This window comes from Enterobacter sp. YSU (genome assembly GCF_016082135.1).
GTDB classification, from domain to species: Bacteria; Pseudomonadota; Gammaproteobacteria; order Enterobacterales; family Enterobacteriaceae; genus Enterobacter; species Enterobacter hormaechei_C.
The window spans coordinates 20,420-42,193 of sequence record NZ_CP059487.1; the positions used below are offsets into that span (position 1 = coordinate 20,420).

Genomic DNA, 21,774 nt, shown 5'->3' on the forward strand with positions numbered 1-21,774 from the left:
GCCCGATCGGCTGGCATTTTTATTTTCGGGTTATTCCCGCGCCAGCGCATCCACCGGATCCAGCCGCGCCGCGTTTCGTGCCGGCAGCCAGCCAAACAAAATGCCGGTAAAGGTGGAGCACAAAAACGCGGTGAGGATCGCCATCGGTGAGAAGCCAATCTCCCACCCCGGTAAAAAGAGCTGGAGCGCGAAGGCGATCATCATCGAGAGCGCAATCCCCATTGCGCCTCCCACCAGACACACCAGCACCGCTTCAATCAAAAATTGCTGGAGCACATCGCTGGCTCTGGCCCCGACCGCCATGCGAATGCCGATCTCCCGCGTACGTTCGGTCACCGACACCAGCATAATGTTCATCACCCCTATCCCGCCGACGACCAGCGAAATCACCGCCACCAGCGTCAGGAACAGCTGAAGAGTACGTGTGGTCTTTTCGGCCGTTTTCAAGAGGCCGTCCATGTTCCAGGTGAAGAAATCCTTTTTCCCGTGGCGCAACGTTAACAGCCGCTCGAGCTGCTGTTCCGCCAGCGCGCTGTCGTAGCCCTCTTTCACTCGCACGGTAATGGAGTTGAGCCAGGACTGTCCCATAATGCGCCCGGAAATGGTGCTGTACGGCAGCCAGACGCGCAGGATCTTGCTGCTGCCAAACATGGACTGTTTCTCTTCCGCCACACCAATCACCGTGGCGGGCATGTTACCCACCAGGATCACTTCCCCCACCACACGGGTTTTATTGGGGAAAAGCTGTCTGCGCGAGTTAGCGTCTAACACCACCACCTGCGCCCTGCCCGCCAGCTGTTCCGCGTTGAAGGTCGCCCCTTCGCTGAAGGTCATGCCGTAGACGTTGAAGTAATCTCCGCTGACGCCGTTAGCGCTGGCCGCCACGTCGATGTTGCCGTAGCGCAGACGAAGGTTTTGCGACACGGCAGGCGTGGCGGAGTTCACCCACGGCTGCTTCTGAATAGCCGCCAGATCGTCATATTTCAGTGCCTGCTGATACTGCGGCTCGTCATCGCCAAAATCTTTGCCGGGGTAAACGTCGATGGTGTTAGTCCCGATGGCGCGAATATCCGCCAGCACCAGCTGTTTCGCCGCATCGCCCACCACCACAATCGACACCACCGAGGCAATACCGATAATGATGCCGAGCATGGTCAGCAGAGTGCGCATTTTGTTGGCCGCCATCGCCAGCCAGGCCATGGTCAGCGCTTCACGAAAGCCGCTGGAGAACTGTCCCCAGCCGGTGGACGCAGGTAAGGCTTCTTTCGGCGCCGCCGCTCTGGACTGACGTGGCGGCGGGTTGCTGACCAGCTCGCCGTCGTGGATCTCAATGATGCGTTCCGCCTGCGCTGCCACCTGCGGATCGTGGGTGACAATAATCACCGTATGCCCCTGATCGCGCAGCTGATGCAGGATCGCCATCACCTCTTCACCGGAATGGCTGTCGAGCGCACCGGTTGGCTCATCGGCGAGGATCACCTGTCCGCCGTTCATCAGCGCGCGGGCAATACTCACGCGCTGCTGCTGACCGCCTGAAAGCTGCGAAGGCTGATAATCAACACGCTCCGCCAGCCCAAGACGCGTTAACAGCGCCTTCGCGCGTTCAAGGCGTTTTTTGCGCTCGACGCCCGCATACACCGCCGGCACCTCCACGTTCTGCGCCGCGCTCAGGTGTGAAAGCAGATGGTAACGCTGAAAAATAAAGCCAAAATGCTCGCGACGCAGCTTCGCCAGCGCGTCGCCGTCCAGGGTGGAAACATCCGTCCCGGCCACGCGATAGGTGCCGCTGGTGGGCTTATTCAGACAGCCAAGAATGTTCATCAGCGTTGATTTACCCGAGCCCGACGCCCCGACAATCGCCACCATTTCACCGGCTTCAACGCGCAGGGAGATGCCCTTCAGCACCTCCACCGGCCCGTCGCCGGACGGATAGCTGCGACGAATGTCATTCAGCTCAAGCAGCGCCGTCATTGCGCGGCTCCGGGCAGGGTTTCGCTGGTGACCACTTCCTCACCCTCTTCCAGCCCTTTTACCACCACCACATCGGTGTCGTTACGTGCGCCAATCACCACTTCCCGCTCGCGGGTTTCGCCGTTGCGCAGCACTTTCACCTTGTAGCGATTGTCCCCGGCGGATTCACCCAGCGCGGAGAGCGGAACCGTCAGCACGTTTTTCACGCCGGTCAGCTGGATATGCACCTGGGCGGTCATGTCCAGACGCAGCACGCCCTCCGGGTTTGGCACCTCAAAACGCGCATAGTAGAAGATAGCGTCGTTGACCTTCTCCGGCGTCGGCAGGATATCTTTCAGCACCCCTTCATAGCGGGTTTGCGGATCGCCCAGCACCGTAAACCAGGCTTTCTGCCCCGGCTTAAGGTGAATGACGTCCGCTTCGGATACCTGGGCTTTCACCAGCATGGTGCTCATATCCGCCAGGGTCAGGATGTTCGGCGCCTGCTGCGCGGCGATGACCGTCTGGCCTTGCAGGGTGGTTATCTGCGTCACTTCCCCGGCCATTGGCGCAACGATTTGCGTGTAATCGAGGTTGGTTTTCGCCGTATCCAGCGAGGCCTGATTCCGTTTGATTTGCGCATCGATGGTGCCAATCTGCGCCTGCTTCACCGCCAGCTCCGTGGCGGCTGTGTCCAGATCCTGTTTCGAGATAGCCTGCGTTTTCGCCAGCGCCTGCTGGCGCGTCAGGGTGACCTGAGCGAGATTACGCTCCGCCTGAGCCTGCGCGCGCTGCGCGCGCAGCTCCATCAGCGTCGCTTCCACTTCGCGGATTTGGTTTTGCGCCTGCTCAGGATCGATCACGCCCAGCAGCTGGCCTTTTTTAACCTTATCGCCAATCTCAACTGACAGGGTTTTAAGCTGACCGCTGACCTGCGCGCCCACGTCAACCTTACGCAGGGCATCCAGTTTCCCCGTCGCCAGCACGTTTTGTTGCAGCTCGCCAGGACGAACAATCAGCGTTTGATACTGTGGTACCGGCGCGTTCAGTACCTTCCATAACCAGAATCCGCCCGCTAACACCACTACCGCCAGCAGCAGAAACAGCTTTCTGCGTTTTCCCTTCAGGTTCATAAATATTCCAAATAATTGTTCTGGCTATCATCACCGTTGATTTTATCTAAACCACTCCTCAACGAAACCCCCGATCCCCGTAATCGTCGGGAATTGTTTACCCGATGTTGATAAAGCGCCTGCTGAAATAGCGATATTCCACCAGAAGCAGGATCTAACATGTCTTCCATCGTCGATACACCCTATTCAACGCTGCCCCAGCCTAAATCGGGCTGGCAACTGTTTAAAAGCCTGGCATCGGGTTCCCTCACGCCGGGGCTGGCGTGGCAAAATCCGGCCTATCGACGTAAGTTTATGTTGCGCTCGCTGGCAACGCCGTTCACCACTGCGCGCCTGCTCGGAAACCTTGCAAAACAGCCCCGTCTGATGCAGATCCTGCGCGTGCAGCCCGGCCTGCCGTGCCGCCTGCACCGGCCGTGGCTGACCGTCAATATGGGCCGTCAGACTACGCTGGACGCATTGAACGATCACTATGAGATGATGAGCCGCCATCTTCCGGCGTCGCTGCTGAACGGTTACCTCTCCAGCCAGGGCATTATGCTGGTGACGTTAACGGGCAAAGAGGAGCAGCAGTTTAGCGTTCGCCTGAGCGCGGATGCGTTTCTGGACAAAGAAGGGGAAGCGACCCTCACTTTTTGCGACCACCAGAACACGGTGCTGGCCGAGCTGACCTTTACGCTGTGCACATACCAGGGCAAGCCAACGCTCTTCATCGGCGGAATGCAGGGGGCGAAAGCGCATGTCCCGCACGAGCACATTCAGTTGGCGACCAAAGCCTGTCACGGACTGTTCCCAAAACGTCTGCTGGTTGAAGCGGTCATGACGCTGGCAGGCGCCTTCCCGGTCGAGCAGATCCTCGCGGTGAGTAACGCCACCCACATCTACCGCAGCTGGCGCTATCGCAAGAAAAAAGAGGGAAAATTGCTGGCTGACTATGACAGCTTCTGGCGCTCCCTTGGCGGACAGCAGCAGGATAACGGCAACTTTGCCCTGCCGCTGACCATGCCACGCAAACCGATGGAAGAGATTGCGAGTAAAAAACGGTCCGAATACCGCCGCCGCTATGCCCTGCTTGATAGCCTGATCCAACAGGTTTCGCAGGCGACTGCCCGTTAATCGGCCCTCCCGCGAGCCAGCCAGAGGACGCGGGAGAACATTTTACGCAGCAGCGTGGGCACCGACTCCACGCCTCGCCTGCCCGCTTCCGTCGCAACTTCAATGGCCAAATCCGGTTTTGACGACCGATGGATAGCTTTGGCAATCACCCGGCGCATATTCATGGGCACATCTACCGGGATCATCGCCACGCGGTGAAAGACGTCGTCAAATCCCTGGCGGTACATAAAGTGCTCCATGTCCATCGCAGGCAGCGCGGTCAGATGTTCCCGCTCCTCTTCACGATCGTTATTGAGCAGGCTGCGCACGGTCGCCGCATATTTTTTACCCGCCTCATCGCCATCCACCAGTACGTGCCACTCTATCCCCATCCGGCGCGCAAATTTGATCAGCGGTTTTAAGCCAGACTGAGCAAATTCGATCACTTTGATCCCTTCGGCGTCAAAGTGGTGTCCGCACTGGCGAGCCAGCTCGTTTATCACCCAGGTTTCCGTTTCCCCTTCCACCAGCAACCAGCAGCGGGCAAACAGGGAAGAGGCACGGTTAAAACGGATATGAAACGCAATTCGTCGGCCATCTTCGGCATTTAACCCGCCGGGCCCGAGCCGGTAAGCGGTGACCCGCGACGATTCACGCACCAGGCGGCAGACATACTCCACCGGCGTCAGAGAGAGCAGCTCTCCGGAATTCGTGGTGGTGACTCGCTGCAACGGCAGCAAATTAAGAAGATGCCACGCCACGGAAAGCATAATCGGGTGCAGCCGCGTTTCCGGATCTTCCACCAGCAGCAGCGGGCGCGCGTCCCGATCCAGGCGCACCGTCCCTTTCGCCTGTAAAAGCGTGGAGAATAATCCCAGCAGGATCACCCGATGCGTGCGCCCGCCGGGGCGGTCGATCATGCGGTTGATAATATCGAGATAGCGCCAGCTTCGTTGTTCATCGTGCGAGCGGCGACGCATCAGACGGTGGCGCGCCTGCCCCGTTCCCTGCTCGGAGAAATAGTGCTCCAGCAGTTGCACCATGGCAGACAGTCCCTGACGGATCTGGCCGTCGGTGAGGTTCTGCGGCCGTGAGACCAGTTCACGGGCGAGGAAATCCAGTTCGCGGGCGGTCACCTCCACCTCGGGCATATTCGGCACGGTGCCGTTACGGATCCGCCGCATAAAGCGCGCGTCTCGTAAGCGCAGCACGGGGGAGAGGCGGATAAGATGGCGGGCAAGCTCGTCAATATTATCGAGCGGGATCGGATTTCCCTTCTCATCAAGAAATTCACGCAGGGTTAATACCCCGTCGTTTTGCGCCATTTCGCCCTCAAGGCGATAGAAAATACGCTGGAAACCATCTTCACAGGGCACCCAGCAGGGCGACATAGGGCGAAAACGACGCACGCGATGGCGGCCGGGCTCGGATTCGCGGAAGGTCAGAATGATATGCAGGTGTTTCTCGCGTCCGTTGACATCCCCTGGCGGAAACCAGAAGTCATCATGAACGAAGTGGTACAAGTTCTCTTCGGGCGAAAGTAGCAGCGTCAGGGCATCCAGCAGGCTGGATTTACCCCAGGCATTTTCGCCTATCAGGACGTTGTTCTGTTCCAGTTGCAGCGACAGGCGGTTAATCCCGCGAAACCCGACAATCTCCACACGTTCGAGTAGCATACATCCCCCGCAATTCGGCCACTTTTTCCTTCAAGTTATCAGCAGTATAGCGGCAGGCTGTGGGTCACGACAGCAGAATATACGCCCCCTTAATTATTGGGCTATGCTCTTATTACCTCCGATCTGAACAAGGATTGACATCACATTGCCTTAAATCAAATTTAGTGAATTTATTTGAGTGGCGAAGGGATGTTGATGGTTTCAAAATACTGGCTCTTTGAGTCGTCATCCCTTTATGGCGATATAACCCGCGTGCAGGAATGGGCGCGGACGTTTATTATTGAGGTGGTTATGTTCAGAAAATTAGCGGCAGAATGCTTTGGTACATTCTGGCTGGTGTTTGGTGGCTGCGGTAGCGCAGTACTGGCAGCCGCATTTCCGGAATTAGGTATTGGCTTTGTCGGCGTCGCGCTGGCATTCGGTTTAACTGTTTTAACCATGGCATTCGCCGTGGGGCATATTTCCGGCGGTCATTTCAACCCGGCCGTCACATTAGGATTATGGGCGGGCGGACGTTTCCCGGCGAAAGATATTATTGGCTATATTATTGCCCAGGTTATTGGCGGTATTATTGCCGCGGCGGTGCTGTACGTAATTGCCAGCGGAAAAGCCGGGTTTGACGCCGCGGCCAGCGGATTTGCGTCGAACGGCTTCGGCGAACACTCTCCAGGCGGCTACTCGATGCTGTCTGCCATCGTGATTGAAATTGTGCTCACCGCTGGCTTCCTGTTGGTGATCCACGGCGCAACGGACAAATACGCGCCTGCGGGCTTTGCCCCCATCGCTATTGGTCTGGCGTTGACGCTGATCCACCTCATCTCCATTCCGGTGACCAACACCTCCGTTAACCCGGCGCGCAGCACCGCGGTGGCTATTTTCCAGGGCGGCTGGGCGCTTGAACAGCTGTGGCTGTTCTGGGTGATGCCTATTATCGGCGGTATTCTGGGCGGCGTGCTGTATCGCACCCTGCTGGAAAAACACGATTAATGGTTTTCCCCCTCTCCCTGTGGGAGAGGGCCGGGGTGAGGGCATCAGGCCGCACCACCCCAAATAGACAAGCCGGGTAAGGCGCAGCCGCCACCCGGCTTTCTTTTGCCGCTTTACTGTACAGCCTTTATTGGGTAGTGTCTCTGGCGCTTAACTGATACTCAAAAGGACCGGCTGTTCATGTTCTCAGGACTCCTCATCATTCTTCTGCCCCTGATTGTGGGCTACCTTATTCCGCTGCGTCATGAATCGGCCTTAAAGCTTATTAATCGCTTTCTCAGCTGGATTGTTTACGTCATTCTGTTCTTTATGGGGATCAGCCTGGCCTTCCTGGATAATCTGGCGACGAACTTGCTTTCCATCCTGCATTATTCTGCGGTTACGGTAGTGGTTATTCTGCTGTGCAATATTGCTGCGCTGTTCTGGCTGGAACGCACTATTCCCTGGAAAAATCATCACCATCAGGAAAAGCTTCCCTCCCGTATTGCGATGGCGCTGGAATCATTAAAACTGTGCGGCGTGGTGGTACTCGGTTTTTTACTGGGTCTGACCGGCTGGGCATTTTTACAGCACGCAACGGAAGCCAGCGAATATACGCTTATTTTCCTGCTCTTCCTGATTGGTATTCAGCTGCGAAATAATGGCATGACGCTGAAACAGATTGTCCTTAACCGCCGGGGCATGATGGTTGCCGTTATCGTTGTGGCCAGCTCACTGGCGGGGGGAGTGATTAACGCCTTTATTCTCGATCTGCCGCTGAAAACCAGCCTGGCGATGGCGTCCGGTTTCGGCTGGTATTCGCTCTCCGGTATTCTGCTGACCGAATCGTTTGGTCCGGTGATCGGCAGCGCCGCCTTCTTTAACGATCTGGCGCGCGAGCTGATAGCCATCATGCTGATCCCCGGCCTGGTACGCCGCAGCCGCTCTACCGCGCTGGGCCTGTGCGGGGCCACCTCAATGGACTTTACCCTGCCGGTATTACAGCGCTCGGGAGGGCTGGAGATGGTCCCTGCCGCCATCGTACACGGCTTTATTCTGAGCCTGCTGGTCCCCATTCTGATGGCGTTCTTCTCAGCCTGATACTGCTTTGGCGGTAGTGAACCTGCCGCCAAAATTGCGCTAAATCAATAACCCTCCACTTAGTATAAGAAAGCACTTTTCTCCGTTGTGGCACAGGCATAACCTTAAACATGTATCTCAAATATAACTTTAACAGGTGTGATTATGTTTTGTGTGCAATGTGAACAAACCATCCGTACCCCAGCAGGCAACGGCTGCTCTTACGCGCAGGGTATGTGCGGCAAAACCGCAGAAACGTCCGATCTCCAGGATCTGCTGATTGCGGCGCTGCAAGGCTTGTCCGCCTGGGCCTTCAAAGCCCGTGAATATGGCATTGTTGATCACTATGTCGACAGCTTTGCGCCGCGCGCATTTTTCTCCACGCTGACCAACGTTAACTTCGATTCTCCACGCATTGTGGGCTATGCCCGCGAAGCGATTGCCCTGCGTGAAGCCCTGAAAGCGCAGTGCCTGAATGCCGACGCCAGCGCCCGCGTGGGCAACCCGATGGCGGAGCTACAGCTGGTGAGCGACGACCTGGGCGAGCTACAGCGTCAGGCCGCAGAATTTACTCCCAATAAAGACAAAGCGGCGATTGGCGAAAACATCCTCGGCCTGCGCCTGCTGTGCCTGTACGGTCTGAAAGGTGCTGCGGCCTATATGGAACACGCGCACGTACTCGGCCAGTACGACAACGCTATTTACGCCCAGTACCACAAAATCATGGCCTGGCTGGGCACCTGGCCTTCCGATATGAACGCCCTGCTGGAATGCTCGATGGAAATCGGCCAGATGAACTTCAAAGTGATGAGCATTCTGGATGCCGGTGAAACCAGCACCTACGGCCACCCAACGCCAACGCAGGTCAACGTCAAAGCGACCGAAGGCAAATGCATCCTGATCTCCGGTCATGACCTGAAAGATCTCTACAACCTGCTGAAGCAGACCGAAGGCACCGGCGTTAACGTTTATACCCACGGCGAAATGCTGCCCGCGCACGGCTACCCGGAGCTGCGTAAATTTAAGCATCTGATCGGTAACTACGGCAGCGGCTGGCAGAACCAGCAGGTGGAGTTTGCCCGCTTCCCTGGCCCAATCGTCATGACCTCTAACTGCATCATCGACCCGACCGTCGGCGCGTATGACGACCGTATCTGGACCCGCAGCATCGTCGGCTGGCCGGGCGTGAGCCACCTTGAAGGCGACGATTTCGGTCCGGTTATCGCTCAGGCGCAGCAGATGGCAGGCTTCCCGTACAGCGAAATTCCGCACCTCATCACCGTCGGTTTTGGTCGTGAAACCCTGCTGGGTGCGGCGGATTCCCTGATTGACCTCGTCAGCCGTGAAAAACTGCGTCACATCTTCCTGATCGGCGGCTGTGACGGCGCGCGCGGGGAACGTAACTACTTCACCGATTTCGCCACCCGCGTACCGGAAGACTGTCTGATCCTGACCCTGGCCTGCGGTAAGTACCGTTTCAACAAGCTGGACTTCGGCAACATCGAAGGTCTGCCGCGCCTGGTGGATGCGGGTCAGTGTAACGATGCGTATTCAGCCATCATTCTGGCGGTCACGCTGGCAGAGAAACTGGGCTGCGGCGTGAACGATCTGCCGCTGTCGCTGGTGCTCTCCTGGTTCGAGCAGAAAGCGATCGTTATCCTGTTGACCCTGCTCTCTCTCGGCGTGACCAACATCGTCACCGGGCCGACCGCGCCAGGCTTCCTGACGCCGGACCTGCTGGCCATCCTGAACGAGAAATTTGGTCTGCGTTCTGTGACCAACGTTGAAGATGATATGAAGCAACTGCTGAGCGCGTAAGGAGTAACTCATGACCATGCCAACCTCACAATGTCCGTGGCGGATGCAGGTTCATCACATCCATCAGGAGACGCCGGATGTGTGGACGCTGTCGCTGCTGTGCCATGACTATTATCCGTACCGCGCGGGCCAGTATGCGCTGGTGAGCGTGCGTAATTCGGCGGATACTCTGCGCGCCTATACGATCTCCTCCACGCCGGGCGTGAGCGAGTACATTACGCTCACCGTTCGTCGTATTGATGACGGCGCAGGATCCGAGTGGCTGACCCGGGACGTGAAGCGCGGGGATTACATCTGGCTGTCTGACGCGCAGGGCGAGTTTACCTGTGACGACAAGACGGAAGATAAATTCCTGCTGCTGGCGGCGGGTTGTGGCGTGACGCCGATTATGTCGATGCGTCGCTGGCTGGCGAAATACCGACCTCAGGCCGACGTGCAGGTGATTTTCAGCGTTCGTTCCCCGGAAGATGTGATTTTTGCCGAAGAATGGCGCAACTATCCGGTGACGCTGGTGGCCGAGCACAACGCGACGCACGGTTTTGTCGCGGGGCGCCTGAGCTGCGAGCTGCTGCAAAGCGTGCCGGATATTGCGAACCGCATCGTGATGACCTGCGGCCCGGCGCCGTACATGGAGATCGTGGAGAAAGAAGTGAAAGCGCTCGGCGTGACCCGCTTCTTCAAAGAGCAGTTCTTCACGCCTGTAGCTGAAGCGGCGACCAGCGGGATGAAGTTCACGAAGCTGCAACCGGCGCAGACCTTCTTTGGCCGCGTGGGCACCACGCTGCTTGAAGCACTGGAAAGCAACAACGTACCGGTGGCAGCGGCCTGTCGCGCCGGGGTGTGCGGTTGCTGTAAGACCAAAGTGGTTTCCGGTGAGTACACGGTCACCAGCACCATGACGCTGACGGACGCGGAAATCGCGGAGGGCTATGTGCTGGCATGTTCGTGCCATCCGCAGGGCGATCTTGTCCTCGCATAATCTGTCGTGGTTCACCTGTAGGCCCGGTAAGCATCAGCGCCACCGGGCTTTTTGCCGGGTGGCACTACGTTTACCCGGCCTACATTGTGCCTACTGCCTGTACGGCAGCCCGTTATTTTTTTGACTTTGCCAGGCGCGTCGCGCAGAAAAACCACCTGGACTTAAAGAATACTGAGCAGGCAATACAGCGACTTTCTTCTAAGCTTGTAAGCGATATCACAAAAAGGAGACGGACAACCATGAAACAAACTGTGGCTGCATACATAGCGAAAACCCTTGAGCAGGCTGGCGTAAAGCGTATCTGGGGCGTCACTGGCGATTCTCTGAACGGACTCAGCGATAGCCTTAACAAGATGAAAACTATTGAGTGGATGCCCACCCGCCATGAAGAAGTCGCCGCCTTTGCCGCCGGTGCCGAAGCGCAGCTTACGGGTGAACTCGCCGTCTGTGCAGGTTCCTGCGGACCGGGAAACCTGCACCTCATCAACGGTCTGTTCGACTGTCACCGCAACCATGTTCCGGTGCTGGCGATTGCGGCTCACATTCCGTCATCTGAAATCGGTAGCGGCTATTTTCAGGAGACGCATCCGCAGGAGCTGTTCCGTGAATGCAGCCACTATTGCGAGCTGGTCTCATCGCCGGAGCAGATCCCACAGGTGCTGGCGATAGCCATGCGTAAGGCGATCCTGAATCGCGGGGTTTCGGTGGTTGTGCTGCCGGGGGACGTGGCGCTGAAGGCCGCACCTGAAACCGCCACCACCCACTGGTACTCTGCGCCCCAGCCAACCATTACCCCTGCCGAAGAAGAGCTGAAAAAGCTGGCACAGCTGCTGCGATACTCCAGCAATATCGCCCTGATGTGCGGCAGCGGCTGCGCCGGCGCGCATAAAGAGCTGGTGGAATTTGCCGGTAAGCTGAAGGCGCCAGTTGTGCACGCCCTGCGCGGGAAAGAGCACGTTGAATACGATAACCCGTACGATGTCGGCATGACCGGGCTGATCGGTTTTTCCAGCGGCTTCCACACCATGATGAACGCCGACACGCTGATCCTGCTCGGCACCCAGTTCCCGTACCGCGCGTTCTACCCGACGGATGCCAAAATTATCCAGATCGACATTAATCCCGGCAGCATCGGCGCGCACAGCAAGGTGGATATGGCGCTTATCGGCGATATCAAATCCACCCTCGCCGCCCTGCTGCCGCTGCTGGAAGAAAAAACGGACCGCAAATTCCTCGATAAAGCCCTGAGCGATTATCGCGATGCGCGCAAGGGGCTGGACGATCTCGCCAAACCGAGCGAAAAAGCGATCCACCCGCAGTATCTGGCGCAGCAGATCAGCCACTTCGCCGACGACGATGCCATCTTCACCTGCGACGTAGGAACGCCCACCGTCTGGGCCGCGCGCTATCTGAAAATGAACGGCAAACGTCGCCTGCTTGGGTCGTTCAACCATGGCTCAATGGCCAACGCCATGCCGCAGGCGCTGGGTGCAAAGGCGACGGCACCGGAACGTCAGGTGGTGGCGATGTGCGGCGACGGCGGGTTCAGTATGCTGATGGGGGATTTCCTGTCGGTGGCGCAGATGAAGCTTCCGCTCAAAATCGTGGTCTTTAACAACAGCGTTCTGGGCTTCGTGGCGATGGAGATGAAGGCCGGAGGCTACCTCACGGACGGCACCGAACTGCACGACACCAACTTCGCCCGCATCGCCGAAGCCTGCGGTATCACCGGTATTCGGGTGGAGAAAGCCTCAGAGGTGGACGACGCCCTGCAACGCGCCTTCGCCATCGACGGCCCGGTGCTGGTGGATGTGGTGGTCGCCAAAGAAGAGCTGGCGATCCCGCCTCAAATCAAGCTGGAACAGGCCAAAGGTTTTAGCCTCTACATGCTGCGCGCCATCATCAGCGGGCGCGGTGACGAAGTGATCGAACTGGCAAAAACCAACTGGCTCAGGTAAAACATTTCACAAGACCTCTTAAATTAAAGGGATGTGAAATGATTGATTTACGTAGTGATACCGTTACCCGTCCGGGCCGCGCCATGCTCGAAGAGATGATGGCCGCCCCGGTCGGGGACGACGTCTACGGCGATGACCCGACGGTCAACGAACTCCAGCGCTATGCGGCAGAGCTGAGCGGTAAAGAGGCTGCCCTGTTCCTGCCCACCGGCACGCAGGCTAACCTGGTGGCGCTGCTCAGCCACTGCGAGCGCGGCGAGGAGTATATCGTCGGCCAGGGGGCGCATAACTACCTGTACGAAGCCGGCGGTGCGGCGGTGCTTGGCAGCATCCAGCCGCAGCCGATCGATGCCGCACCGGACGGTACGCTGCCGCTGGACAAAGTCGCGGCGAAAATCAAAGCCGACGATATTCACTTCGCCCGCACTAAACTGCTGAGCCTCGAAAACACCCATAACGGTAAAGTCCTGCCGCGCGAATACCTGAAAGCGGCATGGGACTTTACCCGCGAGCGTAAGCTCGGCCTGCACGTTGACGGCGCACGTATCTTCAACGCCGTGGTGGAGTACGGCTGCGAGCTGAAAGCGATCACCCAATATTGCGACTCGTTCACCATTTGCCTCTCTAAAGGGCTGGGTACGCCGGTAGGTTCTCTGCTGGTTGGCAGCGCGGACTACATCAGGCGCGCCAACCGCTGGCGCAAAATGACCGGCGGCGGGATGCGTCAGGCGGGTATTCTGGCGGCTGCCGGACTGTACGCCCTGAAAAATAACGTGTCACGCCTGAAAGACGATCACGACAATGCGGCGTGGATGGCAGCGCAGCTGCGTGAAATCGGCGCTGATGTCATGCGTCACGACACTAACATGCTGTTTGTCCGCGTCGGCGATGAGCATGCTGCCGCGCTGGGCGACTTTATGAAAGCCCGAGGCGTGCTGATTAACGCCTCCCCGGTCGTACGGCTGGTGATGCACCTTGACGTTAACCGCGAGCAGCTGACCGAGGTGGTGAAACACTGGCAGGCGTTTTTACAGCGTTAAGGAGCATACCGTGCCGCAACGTATTCTGGTGCTCGGCGCCAGCGGGTATATCGGTCAGCATCTGACCACTGCGTTAAGCCAGCAGGGGCACCAGGTGCTGGCAGCGGCACGCAACACGGAACGCCTGCAAAAGCTACATTTGCCTGGCGTGACGTGTCACAACGTTGACCTTAGCTGGCCGAAAGCGCTTCCTGCGCTGCTGGAAGGGGTCGATACGCTTTACTACCTTGTCCACAGCATGGGCGAAGGCGGCGATTTTATCGCCCACGAGCGTCAGGTGGCGATGAACGTTCGTGATGCGCTGCTGCAAACGCCGGTGAAGCAGGTGATTTTTTTAAGCTCGCTCCAGGCGCCTGAGCACGAGCAGTCGGACCATCTGCGCGCCCGACAGCTGACGGCAGAAACGCTGCGGAGCGCCCGTATCCCCGTTACCGAACTGCGGGCAGGGATCATCGTCGGCGCGGGGTCCGCCGCATTCGAAGTGATGCGCGATATGGTCTACAACCTGCCTGTGCTGACGCCGCCGCGCTGGGTACGCTCGCGCACCACGCCCATTGCGCTGGAGAATTTACTCCATTATCTGGTGGCATTGCTGGCTCACCCGGCGGAGCAGCATCGCGTGCTGGAGGCGGCAGGTCCGGAAGTGCTGAGCTATCAGGCGCAGTTTGAACATTTTATGCGGGTGAGTGGCCGCCACCGCTGGCTGATCCCCATCCCCTTCCCGACCCGCTGGATATCGGTGTGGTTTTTGAATGTGATCACCTCCGTGCCGCCGACGACCGCCAAAGCGCTTATCCAGGGGCTGAAGCACGATCTGCTGGCGGACGATCGCGCGTTGCGCGCCTTAATTCCCCAGGAACTCATCCGCTTTGACGACGCGGTGCGCAACACGCTGAAAGAGGAAGAGAAGCTGGTGAACTCCAGCGACTGGGGTTATGACGCGCAGGCGTTTGCCCGCTGGCGGCCCGAGTACGGCTATTATCCGAAACAGGCGGGCTGTACGGTAAAAACCACGGCCAGCCTGGCAGCGCTGTGGGAAGTTGTGAACCAGATCGGCGGCAAAGAGCGCTATTTCTTCGGCAATATTCTGTGGCAAACGCGCGGCGCGCTGGATCTGCTGGTCGGTCACCGGCTGGCAAAAGGCCGCCCTGCCCATCCCTGGCTGAAGGTGGGCGATACCGTCGACAGCTGGAAAGTGATTATTGTTGAGCCGGAAAAACAGCTGGCGCTGCTGTTTGGCATGAAGGCGCCGGGGCTGGGGCGGCTCTGCTTCACCCTCAAGGACAACGGCGACCATCGTGAACTGGACGTTCGGGCATGGTGGCATCCGCACGGAATGCCGGGTCTGTTTTACTGGTTGCTGATGATCCCGGCACACCTGTTTATCTTCCGCGGAATGGCGAAACGGATTGCGCAACTGGCAGAAGAAAAGCGGGAAAATAACTAAATAAAACTCTTAATCTTTCACCTTTCCCATTGCAACACATCGTAATTCACGAAAGAATGCGCACGAAATTCTTTTCAACACAGTGGATTGTTATGAAGGTACTGGTTACCGGGGCGACCAGCGGCTTAGGCCGAAATGCGGTCGAGTTTCTGCGCAACAAAGGCATCAGCGTGAGGGCCACCGGTCGCAATGAGGCAATGGGTAAGCTCCTGCAAAAAATGGGCGCTGAATTTGTCCATGCCGATCTGACGGAGCTGGTCTCCTCTCAGGCCAAGGTGATGCTCGCCGGTATCGATACGCTGTGGCACTGCTCCAGTTTTACCTCCCCGTGGGGTACCCAGGAAGCTTTTGATCTCGCTAACGTGCGCGCCACGCGTCGTCTGGGCGAATGGGCCGTCGCCTGGGGCGTGCGTAACTTTATTCATATCTCCTCCCCGTCGCTCTATTTCGACTATCACCACCATCGTGATATTCAGGAAGATTTCCGCCCGGCGCGCTTCGCCTGCGAGTTTGCCCGCAGTAAAGCGGCGGGCGAAGAGGTGATCGACCTGCTGGCCCAGTCAAACCCGCACACCCGCTTTACCGTGCTGCGTCCGCAGAGCCTGTTTGGGCCGCACGACAAAGTCTTTATCCCGCGACTGGCCCAGATGATGCACCACTACGGCAGCGTGCTGTTACCGCGCGGCGGCGATGCGCTGGTGGACATGACCTATTACGAAAATGCCGTTCACGCCATGTGGCTGGCGAGCCAGCCGGAATGCGATAAGCTGGTATCGGGCCGCGCGTACAACATCACCAACGGCGAACCCTGTACCCTGCGCAGCATTGTGCAAAGGCTGATTGACGAGTTAAAAATCGACTGCCGGATCCGTTCTGTTCCTTACCCGATGCTGGACATGATTGCCCGCAGCATGGAACGCTTTGGCAGTAAATCGGCGAAAGAGCCTGCGCTGACGCATTACGGTGTGTCGAAGCTCAACTTTGATTTTACGCTGGATATTTCGCGGGCGGAGAACGAGCTGGGATATAAACCGACTGTATCGCTGGATGAAGGGATAGTGCGTACGGCGGCGTGGTTACGGGATCACGGGAAGTTGCACCGGTAAGCGTTCCAGCCTCATGTAGGCCGGGTAAGCGCAGCGCCACCCGGCAAAAAACAGAGAGTGCGGACTGATGCCTTCACCCCGGCCCTCTCCCACAGGGAGAGGGTGCAGACACTAAAACGGCAACCCTGGGGGTTGCCGTTTGCTGTTTATAATGCCGTCCAGGCTTCAGCCCATGCCAGACCTGCGCCAGGTTCATAGTAGGTCGGCGCATTGTTACACCAGCCGCTGTACGGGAACGGTTTGCACTGGAACAGTTTACCGTGGTTGTTCACGATATCACCGGCGTTGTACTTGCTGTTCGCGCTCCATGCCGGGTAAGACGTATCTTCTCCGGATGGCGTTGCCGCTTTCGCTTTCACGTTCAGCAGGTAAGACGTGGTGCTGCTCAGTTCGCCATCGCTGACGGTCAGGCTCACTTCATACTGCTGCGCCGTCGCAGACTCTGGCGCTGTAAAGGTCACAACCGCTTTGTCCTGACCGGTAACAGTCTGACCATCCTGGGAACGCCAGGTATACGTCAGCGTGTTACCATCTGGATCGGTAGAGCCTTCGGCGCTCAGAGAAACCTGCGCACCCGCTTCCACTGCACCGATCGGACCGGCAATCTGCGCAACCGGCGCGTGGTTCACCACAACCGGCGTTTCATCCGGCGTTGGGGTTGGTGCCGGCGTTTCATCGCCAGATGGCGTCGGTGTTGGCGTTACCGGGGTTTCGTCCGGGGTAACGGAAGAACCCTCGTCGTTAACGATTTTCACGTTAAAGAAGTGCTGCACGCACTTGCTGTAGTCACCGTCTTTAAATGCGCTGAACGGGGTCTGATAACCCACCAGTTGGCAAGAGTAGGTTTTGCCGTCCGGAGTATCCGCGCTCCATCCCCAGTCCTGTTCCCAGTAAATCTTCAGGGCGCCTGCGCCACCTTCGTCGAACTGCTTCATGTTAGCGCAACCCAACACTTCGTTCGCCGGAACAGGCACTTTCAGGTAGTTCGCGAACTCTTTGTAATACTTGATACGGTTTTGAGACTGCGCAATTTCAGTCGGGCCGCCGCACTCAACGCCGCCGTTGATGATTTGGGTGGTCACACCAAAGCCCGGAACCAGACCGTTGGCTTTATCGTGATCGTTCGGCTGCCATGTACCGTCGATCACCTGCAACATGCTTGGTTTTGGCGGCTGCGGATAGGCGAAGAAGAAGATCGCACTCGCCAGGTTCAGCCAGGTGTCCGCCACCAGCTCAGGTTTGTCGAGCAGCGTACGCACGTCGCCGTACATCGCTTCAGAGAATGGACCGTAGTTGTAATTGTAGGACAACTGTTTCGCACCACGACCGAAGTAGCTCAGGAAATCGCCGTCTTTATCTTTACCGCAAGGCCAGGTCTGCCCCTGCCAGACGTCCGGGTTACATTCGCCGTTATAACCGCCCTTCTGCCCTTCGCTCCAGCCCATTTCACGTACGTGGACCAGCGCCTGACGCCATTCGGCTTCCGGACGCCAGCTTTCGTGGCCGCCGGTCTCCTGGGCAAAGTGGGCAAACATGGTGGCCAGCTCTTTGCGGCAGATGGCGTCGCTGTCACGACCGTCATTGTAGGTCTTACACAGCGCCGGGAATTTACCCACGGCTTTCAGGAAGTTGCTGTAGGTATAGGCCTGCGCGCGCAGCGGGAAGAGATATTCCCAGTCGCTGGCTTTCACAATCCCTTCAACGCGCTTAACGTTGTCCGGGTTCGCCGCCCGGCCTGGCTCAATCAGTTCGACCTGCGCGTTATCCAGCGTCTGGATGGTCTCTTTAACCGAAGCCATCAGCGGGAAGTCCGTCAGTTCCTTCTCTTTCTTCGCCAGATCGCTGGCTTTGATGGTGTACGGCTCACTGCTGGTCTCCTTCAGGTTAGCAGCCTGAGCCATGAGTGGCGCCACGCAGGCTCCCGCAATGAGTACACTCAGTAACGTCCTTTTGTTCATTTCAGTTTTCCTGTTCGTTTAAAATTAAATGTTAAAATCCCGGCTTAGGTATTACTCCGTTAATACATAAACCACATTCAGCTGTTTTCACTTTTCGAAGAACACCTTCAGGAATTCTTCAAAAATAAAAAACGTTAATAACGTGCTGCTAATTTCAGTTGCTGATATTTGGCCCAGACCTTATGGGCATATTTCATCCTCTGCGGATAATTTTCTTTTTTCAGTCCGGCGTTATACGCGCCAACGGCTTCCCAGTTATAGCCATACACCCTGATCATCCCGGCAAGGATAGAAGCCCCGACCATGATCGAGGTACACGGCTCCGTGATTAACCGGTATTCGTCGATTCCTCTGCTTTCCAGCGCGGTAAAATGCGAACTGTTGATTTGCATCAGCCCGACATCCCGCGTGCCATCGCGGTTTTGCCCAACCGCATACGGGTTCATTCCGGATTCCACATTCGCTATCGCGTACAGTAAATAAGGGTCGACATGATAATAATGCGCCGCTTTATTCCAACAGTTTGCCAGAGCGCTTTGGCTTATTATCAATAACAACAAAATCAACTTTTTCATTTTTACCTGCTGACAGTTTCGGTTATTTCTCCTTACCAACATCCTTTAAAATGAATTTTGAATCACTCCCCCTCTAAAAGGGGGAGTCATTAATGGGTTAGATTATTTGCAGTCTGTTGATGCGCCTTCTTTTACCCATACGTCGCTGTTGGCTGGATTATCACCACGGGTCCACCATTTCGCACGGTAAACGTTTCCTTCATAGGTGGTGGTGTCGCCGCCGTTGTAGACCAGGTCAGAACGCCAGTTCATCTTCACGTTGCTTACCAGCTCCCATGCATCCACACCGAAGCCAGGCTGATTGCCCTGAGTCCAGTACTTCGCTTTCCACACCAGATGGTCGAAGCTTACGGTATCGCCACCGTTGTAGATTTTGCTGGATTCCCACGCCGCATATTTGCTGGCGTTAGCATCCACAGGTGCATCGCAGCTCCCTTTGTCAGACGGTGGAGTCACATCATCAGCCGGAGGGGTAACGTCATCCGCCGGGTTAGTGTCTTCGTCATCTGGCACAGGTGCAGGCGCCGCTTTCGGATTCACGGTGACCTGGACGTTAGACTGCACGCTGGTCTTACCGTCGCTCACCACCACGCTCAGGGTGTAGGTAGACGTCGAGCTCACTTCCGGCGCAGTGATGTTCACGTTCGCGGAGTCAGTCCCGGTAGCGTGCATATCTGCTGGTACACTCCAGGCGTAGGTCAACGCATCTCCGTCTGGATCCGCGGCCTGGGCATGCAGCGCATAGGTTTCACCTGATTCAAGCGTGATCGCTTCCATTGGGTTTAAAACCGGTGCCTGGTTAGCTTTCGGCGCCTTGTTCACCACCTGGACATCAATCGCGTTGCTCAGGCCTTTTGCATCGGTCACCGTCAGGCGGAACACCATGGTCTGGTCGGACGTCGCGGCGGCAACGTTAAAGGTCGCTTTCGCTTTGGTGCTGTTGGTGATGGTGACCGACGGACCAGAGACCTGAGTCCATTTGTAGGTAATCGCATCGCCATCAGGATCGCTTGAAGCAGAGCCATCGAGCGTGACGGTTACCGGGCCAGACACGTTCTGATCGGCAGAGGACGCGATTGGCGCGTGGTTGGTGACCTCCGGATCAACCGGCGTAGCGTCGCCGCCCAGCAGGCTTTCGTTCATCGCGTTCAGGATGTCACCGGTGTCAGAGTCGATAGACCATGCGAACAGGCCACCCAGTTTATTCGCCAGAACATACTTACCTTTCGCCGTAGTTGAACGCGCATCTTCATACGTGATCAGGTCGCCGGTAGTTTTGTTGAAGACGTAAGGGGCTTCCGCATCAGCGTCGTAGCCGTATTCCCAGCCTGGTTTGCCTTTGTATTCGTTAACGATCTGACGATAGTCAACCACGCCGGGTTCCCAGGTCCCTTTCACCATACCTGTAGCGGTGCCGGTGAATGGATTGTTACCGGTGTAGCCATGCACGCCGGTCCAGCCGCGGCCATACATTCCCGCACCCACCACGATCTTGCCTGGTTGTACGCCCTGGGAAAGCAGCGCGTTAACGCCATTTTCAGTGGTGTAGTCAGTGTCCGGACGCCATGCTGGCGCGCGCAGCGCCGCCTGGTGGCCGAGAACGGTGTTGCTCCAGCCGCCGTAGAAGTCATAGCTCATCAGGAAGATGTGGTCGAGGTACTGCTGAGCGGCAGTGTAATCCACGTCTTCGATCTTATCGCGGCCTGCACCGATGGCGCTGGTCAGTTCATAGGTACGTCCCGTCTGTGCAGACAGCTCGTTCAGCATGGTGCGCAGGTCGTGCATCAGTGCGGTATAGGTCGCTTTATCCTGCTGCGGGTTACCCAGATTTTCGCTCACACCGCCACCACCAGGGAATTCCCAGTCGATATCCACGCCGTCAAAGAATTTCCAGGTCTGGAGGAACTCTTTCACAGAAGAGACAAAGCGTGCGCGGATAGCCGGGTCACCCATGTGGAAGAAGGGATCGGAGAGCGTCCAGCCGCCGATAGATGGCAGCACTTTCAGGTCCGGATGCGCTTTTTTCAGCGCCATCAGCTGACCAAAGTTACCTTTGTACGGGTCGTCCCAGCCGGAGACGCCAGCCTGTGGTTTTTGCAGCGCAGCCCATGGGTCGTGGATCGCCACGGTATAGTCAGGTCGGCCCTTACAGTCGTTCTGGAGCACGCGGAAGCTGTTGCCGCCTTCAATGGTTTTCAGGCCGTCGTTGATGCCGTCACCGCCACAGATTGGAATGAAGCCGTAAAGAATGTGGTTGAGGTTTGCCGCAGGGATCTTATCAACCGGGAAGTTACGGTCATAAACGCCCCACTCCGGGAAGTAGGCCGCAACCACTTTATCGGTATGCTTCGCAAACGCTTTGTTACTCTCTTTGAGAGACGTATTCAGCGGCAGCAGGTGGCTACCGTCGGTGTCTGCCACAATAATCAGCTTGCTGGCGCTTTTCGCACAGCCGCTGGCGTTACAGACTTCAACCTGCTCCTGATAACGCCCGCCTTTTTTCACTTTAAACGTTGCAGAGCCCGTCGCGCCGGCTGCGCCGGTCCATACGGTTTGTCCGTCCAGCAGAACTTTCGCTGAAGTTGGCGCATCACCACTCCAGACGTTCCACTCAACTTTTACATCCACGCCATCGTTATGCACTTTGACAAGATTGTTATAATCCTGGGCAGCCTGATCCACTTCCACCAGGGCAAATTTGTCATTGCCATAGCCGATCGTCGGTGCACCTGGCGCTGCTGCAAATGCGGAGCTGGTTGCCGCCGCAATAAAGAGCGCCAGATATTTTGGCTTCATAAATTTCATTTTTATTTCCTGATAAATTTATTCGTAACGTAATAACCCATGTCTTCCGTGAGATCATGGATGCGTTTCGCGTAATGCGTATTTAACCAACGTGAGTGTCGTGAACAAAAAATTGTTGCTGCGTTGTATTCCTCCATTAAAAGATACAAGCCCAAATTTCGTGTAGCTTATATCCTTTACGATACGCT

General features: G+C 57.1%; 15 protein-coding genes. 9 read left to right on the forward strand and 6 right to left on the reverse strand.

The window, feature by feature from the left end; translation table 11 throughout:
• Window positions 1-30: 30 nt before the first annotated feature.
• Both macB and macA read right to left on the reverse strand, forming a co-directional pair.
• The gene (gene macB, locus H2Z33_RS00080; RefSeq protein ID WP_063135291.1) at window positions 31-1,971 is read right to left on the reverse strand and encodes a macrolide ABC transporter ATP-binding protein/permease MacB; all 1,941 of its coding nucleotides are present in this window, start codon (window positions 1,969-1,971) and stop codon (window positions 31-33) included.
• On the reverse strand, window positions 1,968-3,083 hold the full coding sequence (gene macA / locus H2Z33_RS00085) for a macrolide transporter subunit MacA (protein ID WP_063135292.1): 1,116 nt from the start codon (window positions 3,081-3,083) through the stop codon (window positions 1,968-1,970). Before macA ends, macB begins: the two co-directional genes overlap by 4 nt.
• A 159-nt stretch (window positions 3,084-3,242) precedes the next feature.
• On the opposite strand from macA, the gene H2Z33_RS00090 reads away from it, so the two are divergent.
• Entirely contained in the window at window positions 3,243-4,199 is a 957-nt protein-coding gene (locus H2Z33_RS00090) for a VirK/YbjX family protein (RefSeq protein ID WP_033486314.1), read from the forward strand.
• On the opposite strand, the gene H2Z33_RS00095 is transcribed toward H2Z33_RS00090, so the two are convergent.
• Window positions 4,196-5,854 carry an ATP-dependent endonuclease gene (locus H2Z33_RS00095; RefSeq protein WP_017693708.1) on the reverse strand — a complete coding sequence of 553 codons (1,659 nt, stop codon included), beginning with the start codon at window positions 5,852-5,854 and terminating at the stop codon, window positions 4,196-4,198. The two genes, H2Z33_RS00090 and H2Z33_RS00095, sit on opposite strands and share 4 nt — an antisense overlap.
• A 291-nt stretch (window positions 5,855-6,145) precedes the next feature.
• Here H2Z33_RS00095 and aqpZ point away from each other — a divergent pair, with 291 nt between their 5' ends.
• The 8 genes from aqpZ (at window position 6,146) to H2Z33_RS00135 (ending at window position 16,248) form a co-directional block, all read left to right on the forward strand.
• Window positions 6,146-6,841 (forward strand): aquaporin Z, encoded by a 696-nt coding sequence (aqpZ, locus tag H2Z33_RS00100; protein ID WP_032103428.1) that lies wholly within the window; start codon window positions 6,146-6,148, stop codon window positions 6,839-6,841.
• 180 nt (window positions 6,842-7,021) lie between these two features.
• On the forward strand, window positions 7,022-7,921 hold the full coding sequence (locus tag H2Z33_RS00105) for a lysine exporter LysO family protein (RefSeq protein WP_015570988.1): 900 nt from the start codon (window positions 7,022-7,024) through the stop codon (window positions 7,919-7,921).
• A gap of 144 nt (window positions 7,922-8,065) precedes the next feature.
• A complete protein-coding gene (hcp, locus tag H2Z33_RS00110) occupies window positions 8,066-9,718 on the forward strand; it encodes a hydroxylamine reductase (RefSeq protein WP_063135294.1) in 1,653 nt (550 codons plus the stop codon).
• Between the two features lie 10 nt (window positions 9,719-9,728).
• On the forward strand, window positions 9,729-10,697 hold the full coding sequence (gene hcr / locus H2Z33_RS00115; protein WP_063135295.1) for an NADH oxidoreductase: 969 nt from the start codon (window positions 9,729-9,731) through the stop codon (window positions 10,695-10,697).
• A gap of 239 nt (window positions 10,698-10,936) precedes the next feature.
• Window positions 10,937-12,655 (forward strand): ubiquinone-dependent pyruvate dehydrogenase, encoded by a 1,719-nt coding sequence (gene poxB / locus H2Z33_RS00120; protein WP_017693711.1) that lies wholly within the window; start codon window positions 10,937-10,939, stop codon window positions 12,653-12,655.
• Window positions 12,656-12,693: 38 nt separating this feature from the next.
• Complete coding sequence (gene ltaE / locus H2Z33_RS00125) at window positions 12,694-13,695, forward strand: low-specificity L-threonine aldolase (protein WP_015570991.1); 1,002 nt, start codon at window positions 12,694-12,696, stop codon at window positions 13,693-13,695.
• A 10-nt stretch (window positions 13,696-13,705) separates the two neighbouring features.
• A complete protein-coding gene (locus H2Z33_RS00130; protein WP_063135296.1) occupies window positions 13,706-15,142 on the forward strand; it encodes an SDR family oxidoreductase in 1,437 nt (478 codons plus the stop codon).
• Window positions 15,143-15,234: 92 nt separating this feature from the next.
• Complete coding sequence (locus H2Z33_RS00135; RefSeq protein WP_045334225.1) at window positions 15,235-16,248, forward strand: NAD-dependent epimerase/dehydratase family protein; 1,014 nt, start codon at window positions 15,235-15,237, stop codon at window positions 16,246-16,248.
• Window positions 16,249-16,394: 146 nt separating this feature from the next.
• Here the strand turns inward: H2Z33_RS00135 and H2Z33_RS00140 are convergent, their stop codons facing one another.
• From H2Z33_RS00140 to H2Z33_RS00150, 3 genes are all read right to left on the reverse strand, one after another.
• Complete coding sequence (locus H2Z33_RS00140) at window positions 16,395-18,206, reverse strand: glycoside hydrolase family 19 protein (RefSeq protein WP_047734144.1); 1,812 nt, start codon at window positions 18,204-18,206, stop codon at window positions 16,395-16,397.
• 134 nt (window positions 18,207-18,340) lie between these two features.
• Window positions 18,341-18,781 carry a type III secretion system invasion protein IagB gene (gene iagB / locus H2Z33_RS00145; RefSeq protein WP_017384854.1) on the reverse strand — a complete coding sequence of 147 codons (441 nt, stop codon included), beginning with the start codon at window positions 18,779-18,781 and terminating at the stop codon, window positions 18,341-18,343.
• Window positions 18,782-18,883: 102 nt separating this feature from the next.
• The gene (locus tag H2Z33_RS00150; RefSeq protein ID WP_198091812.1) at window positions 18,884-21,586 is read right to left on the reverse strand and encodes a glycosyl hydrolase family 18 protein; all 2,703 of its coding nucleotides are present in this window, start codon (window positions 21,584-21,586) and stop codon (window positions 18,884-18,886) included.
• Window positions 21,587-21,774 lie beyond the last annotated feature (188 nt).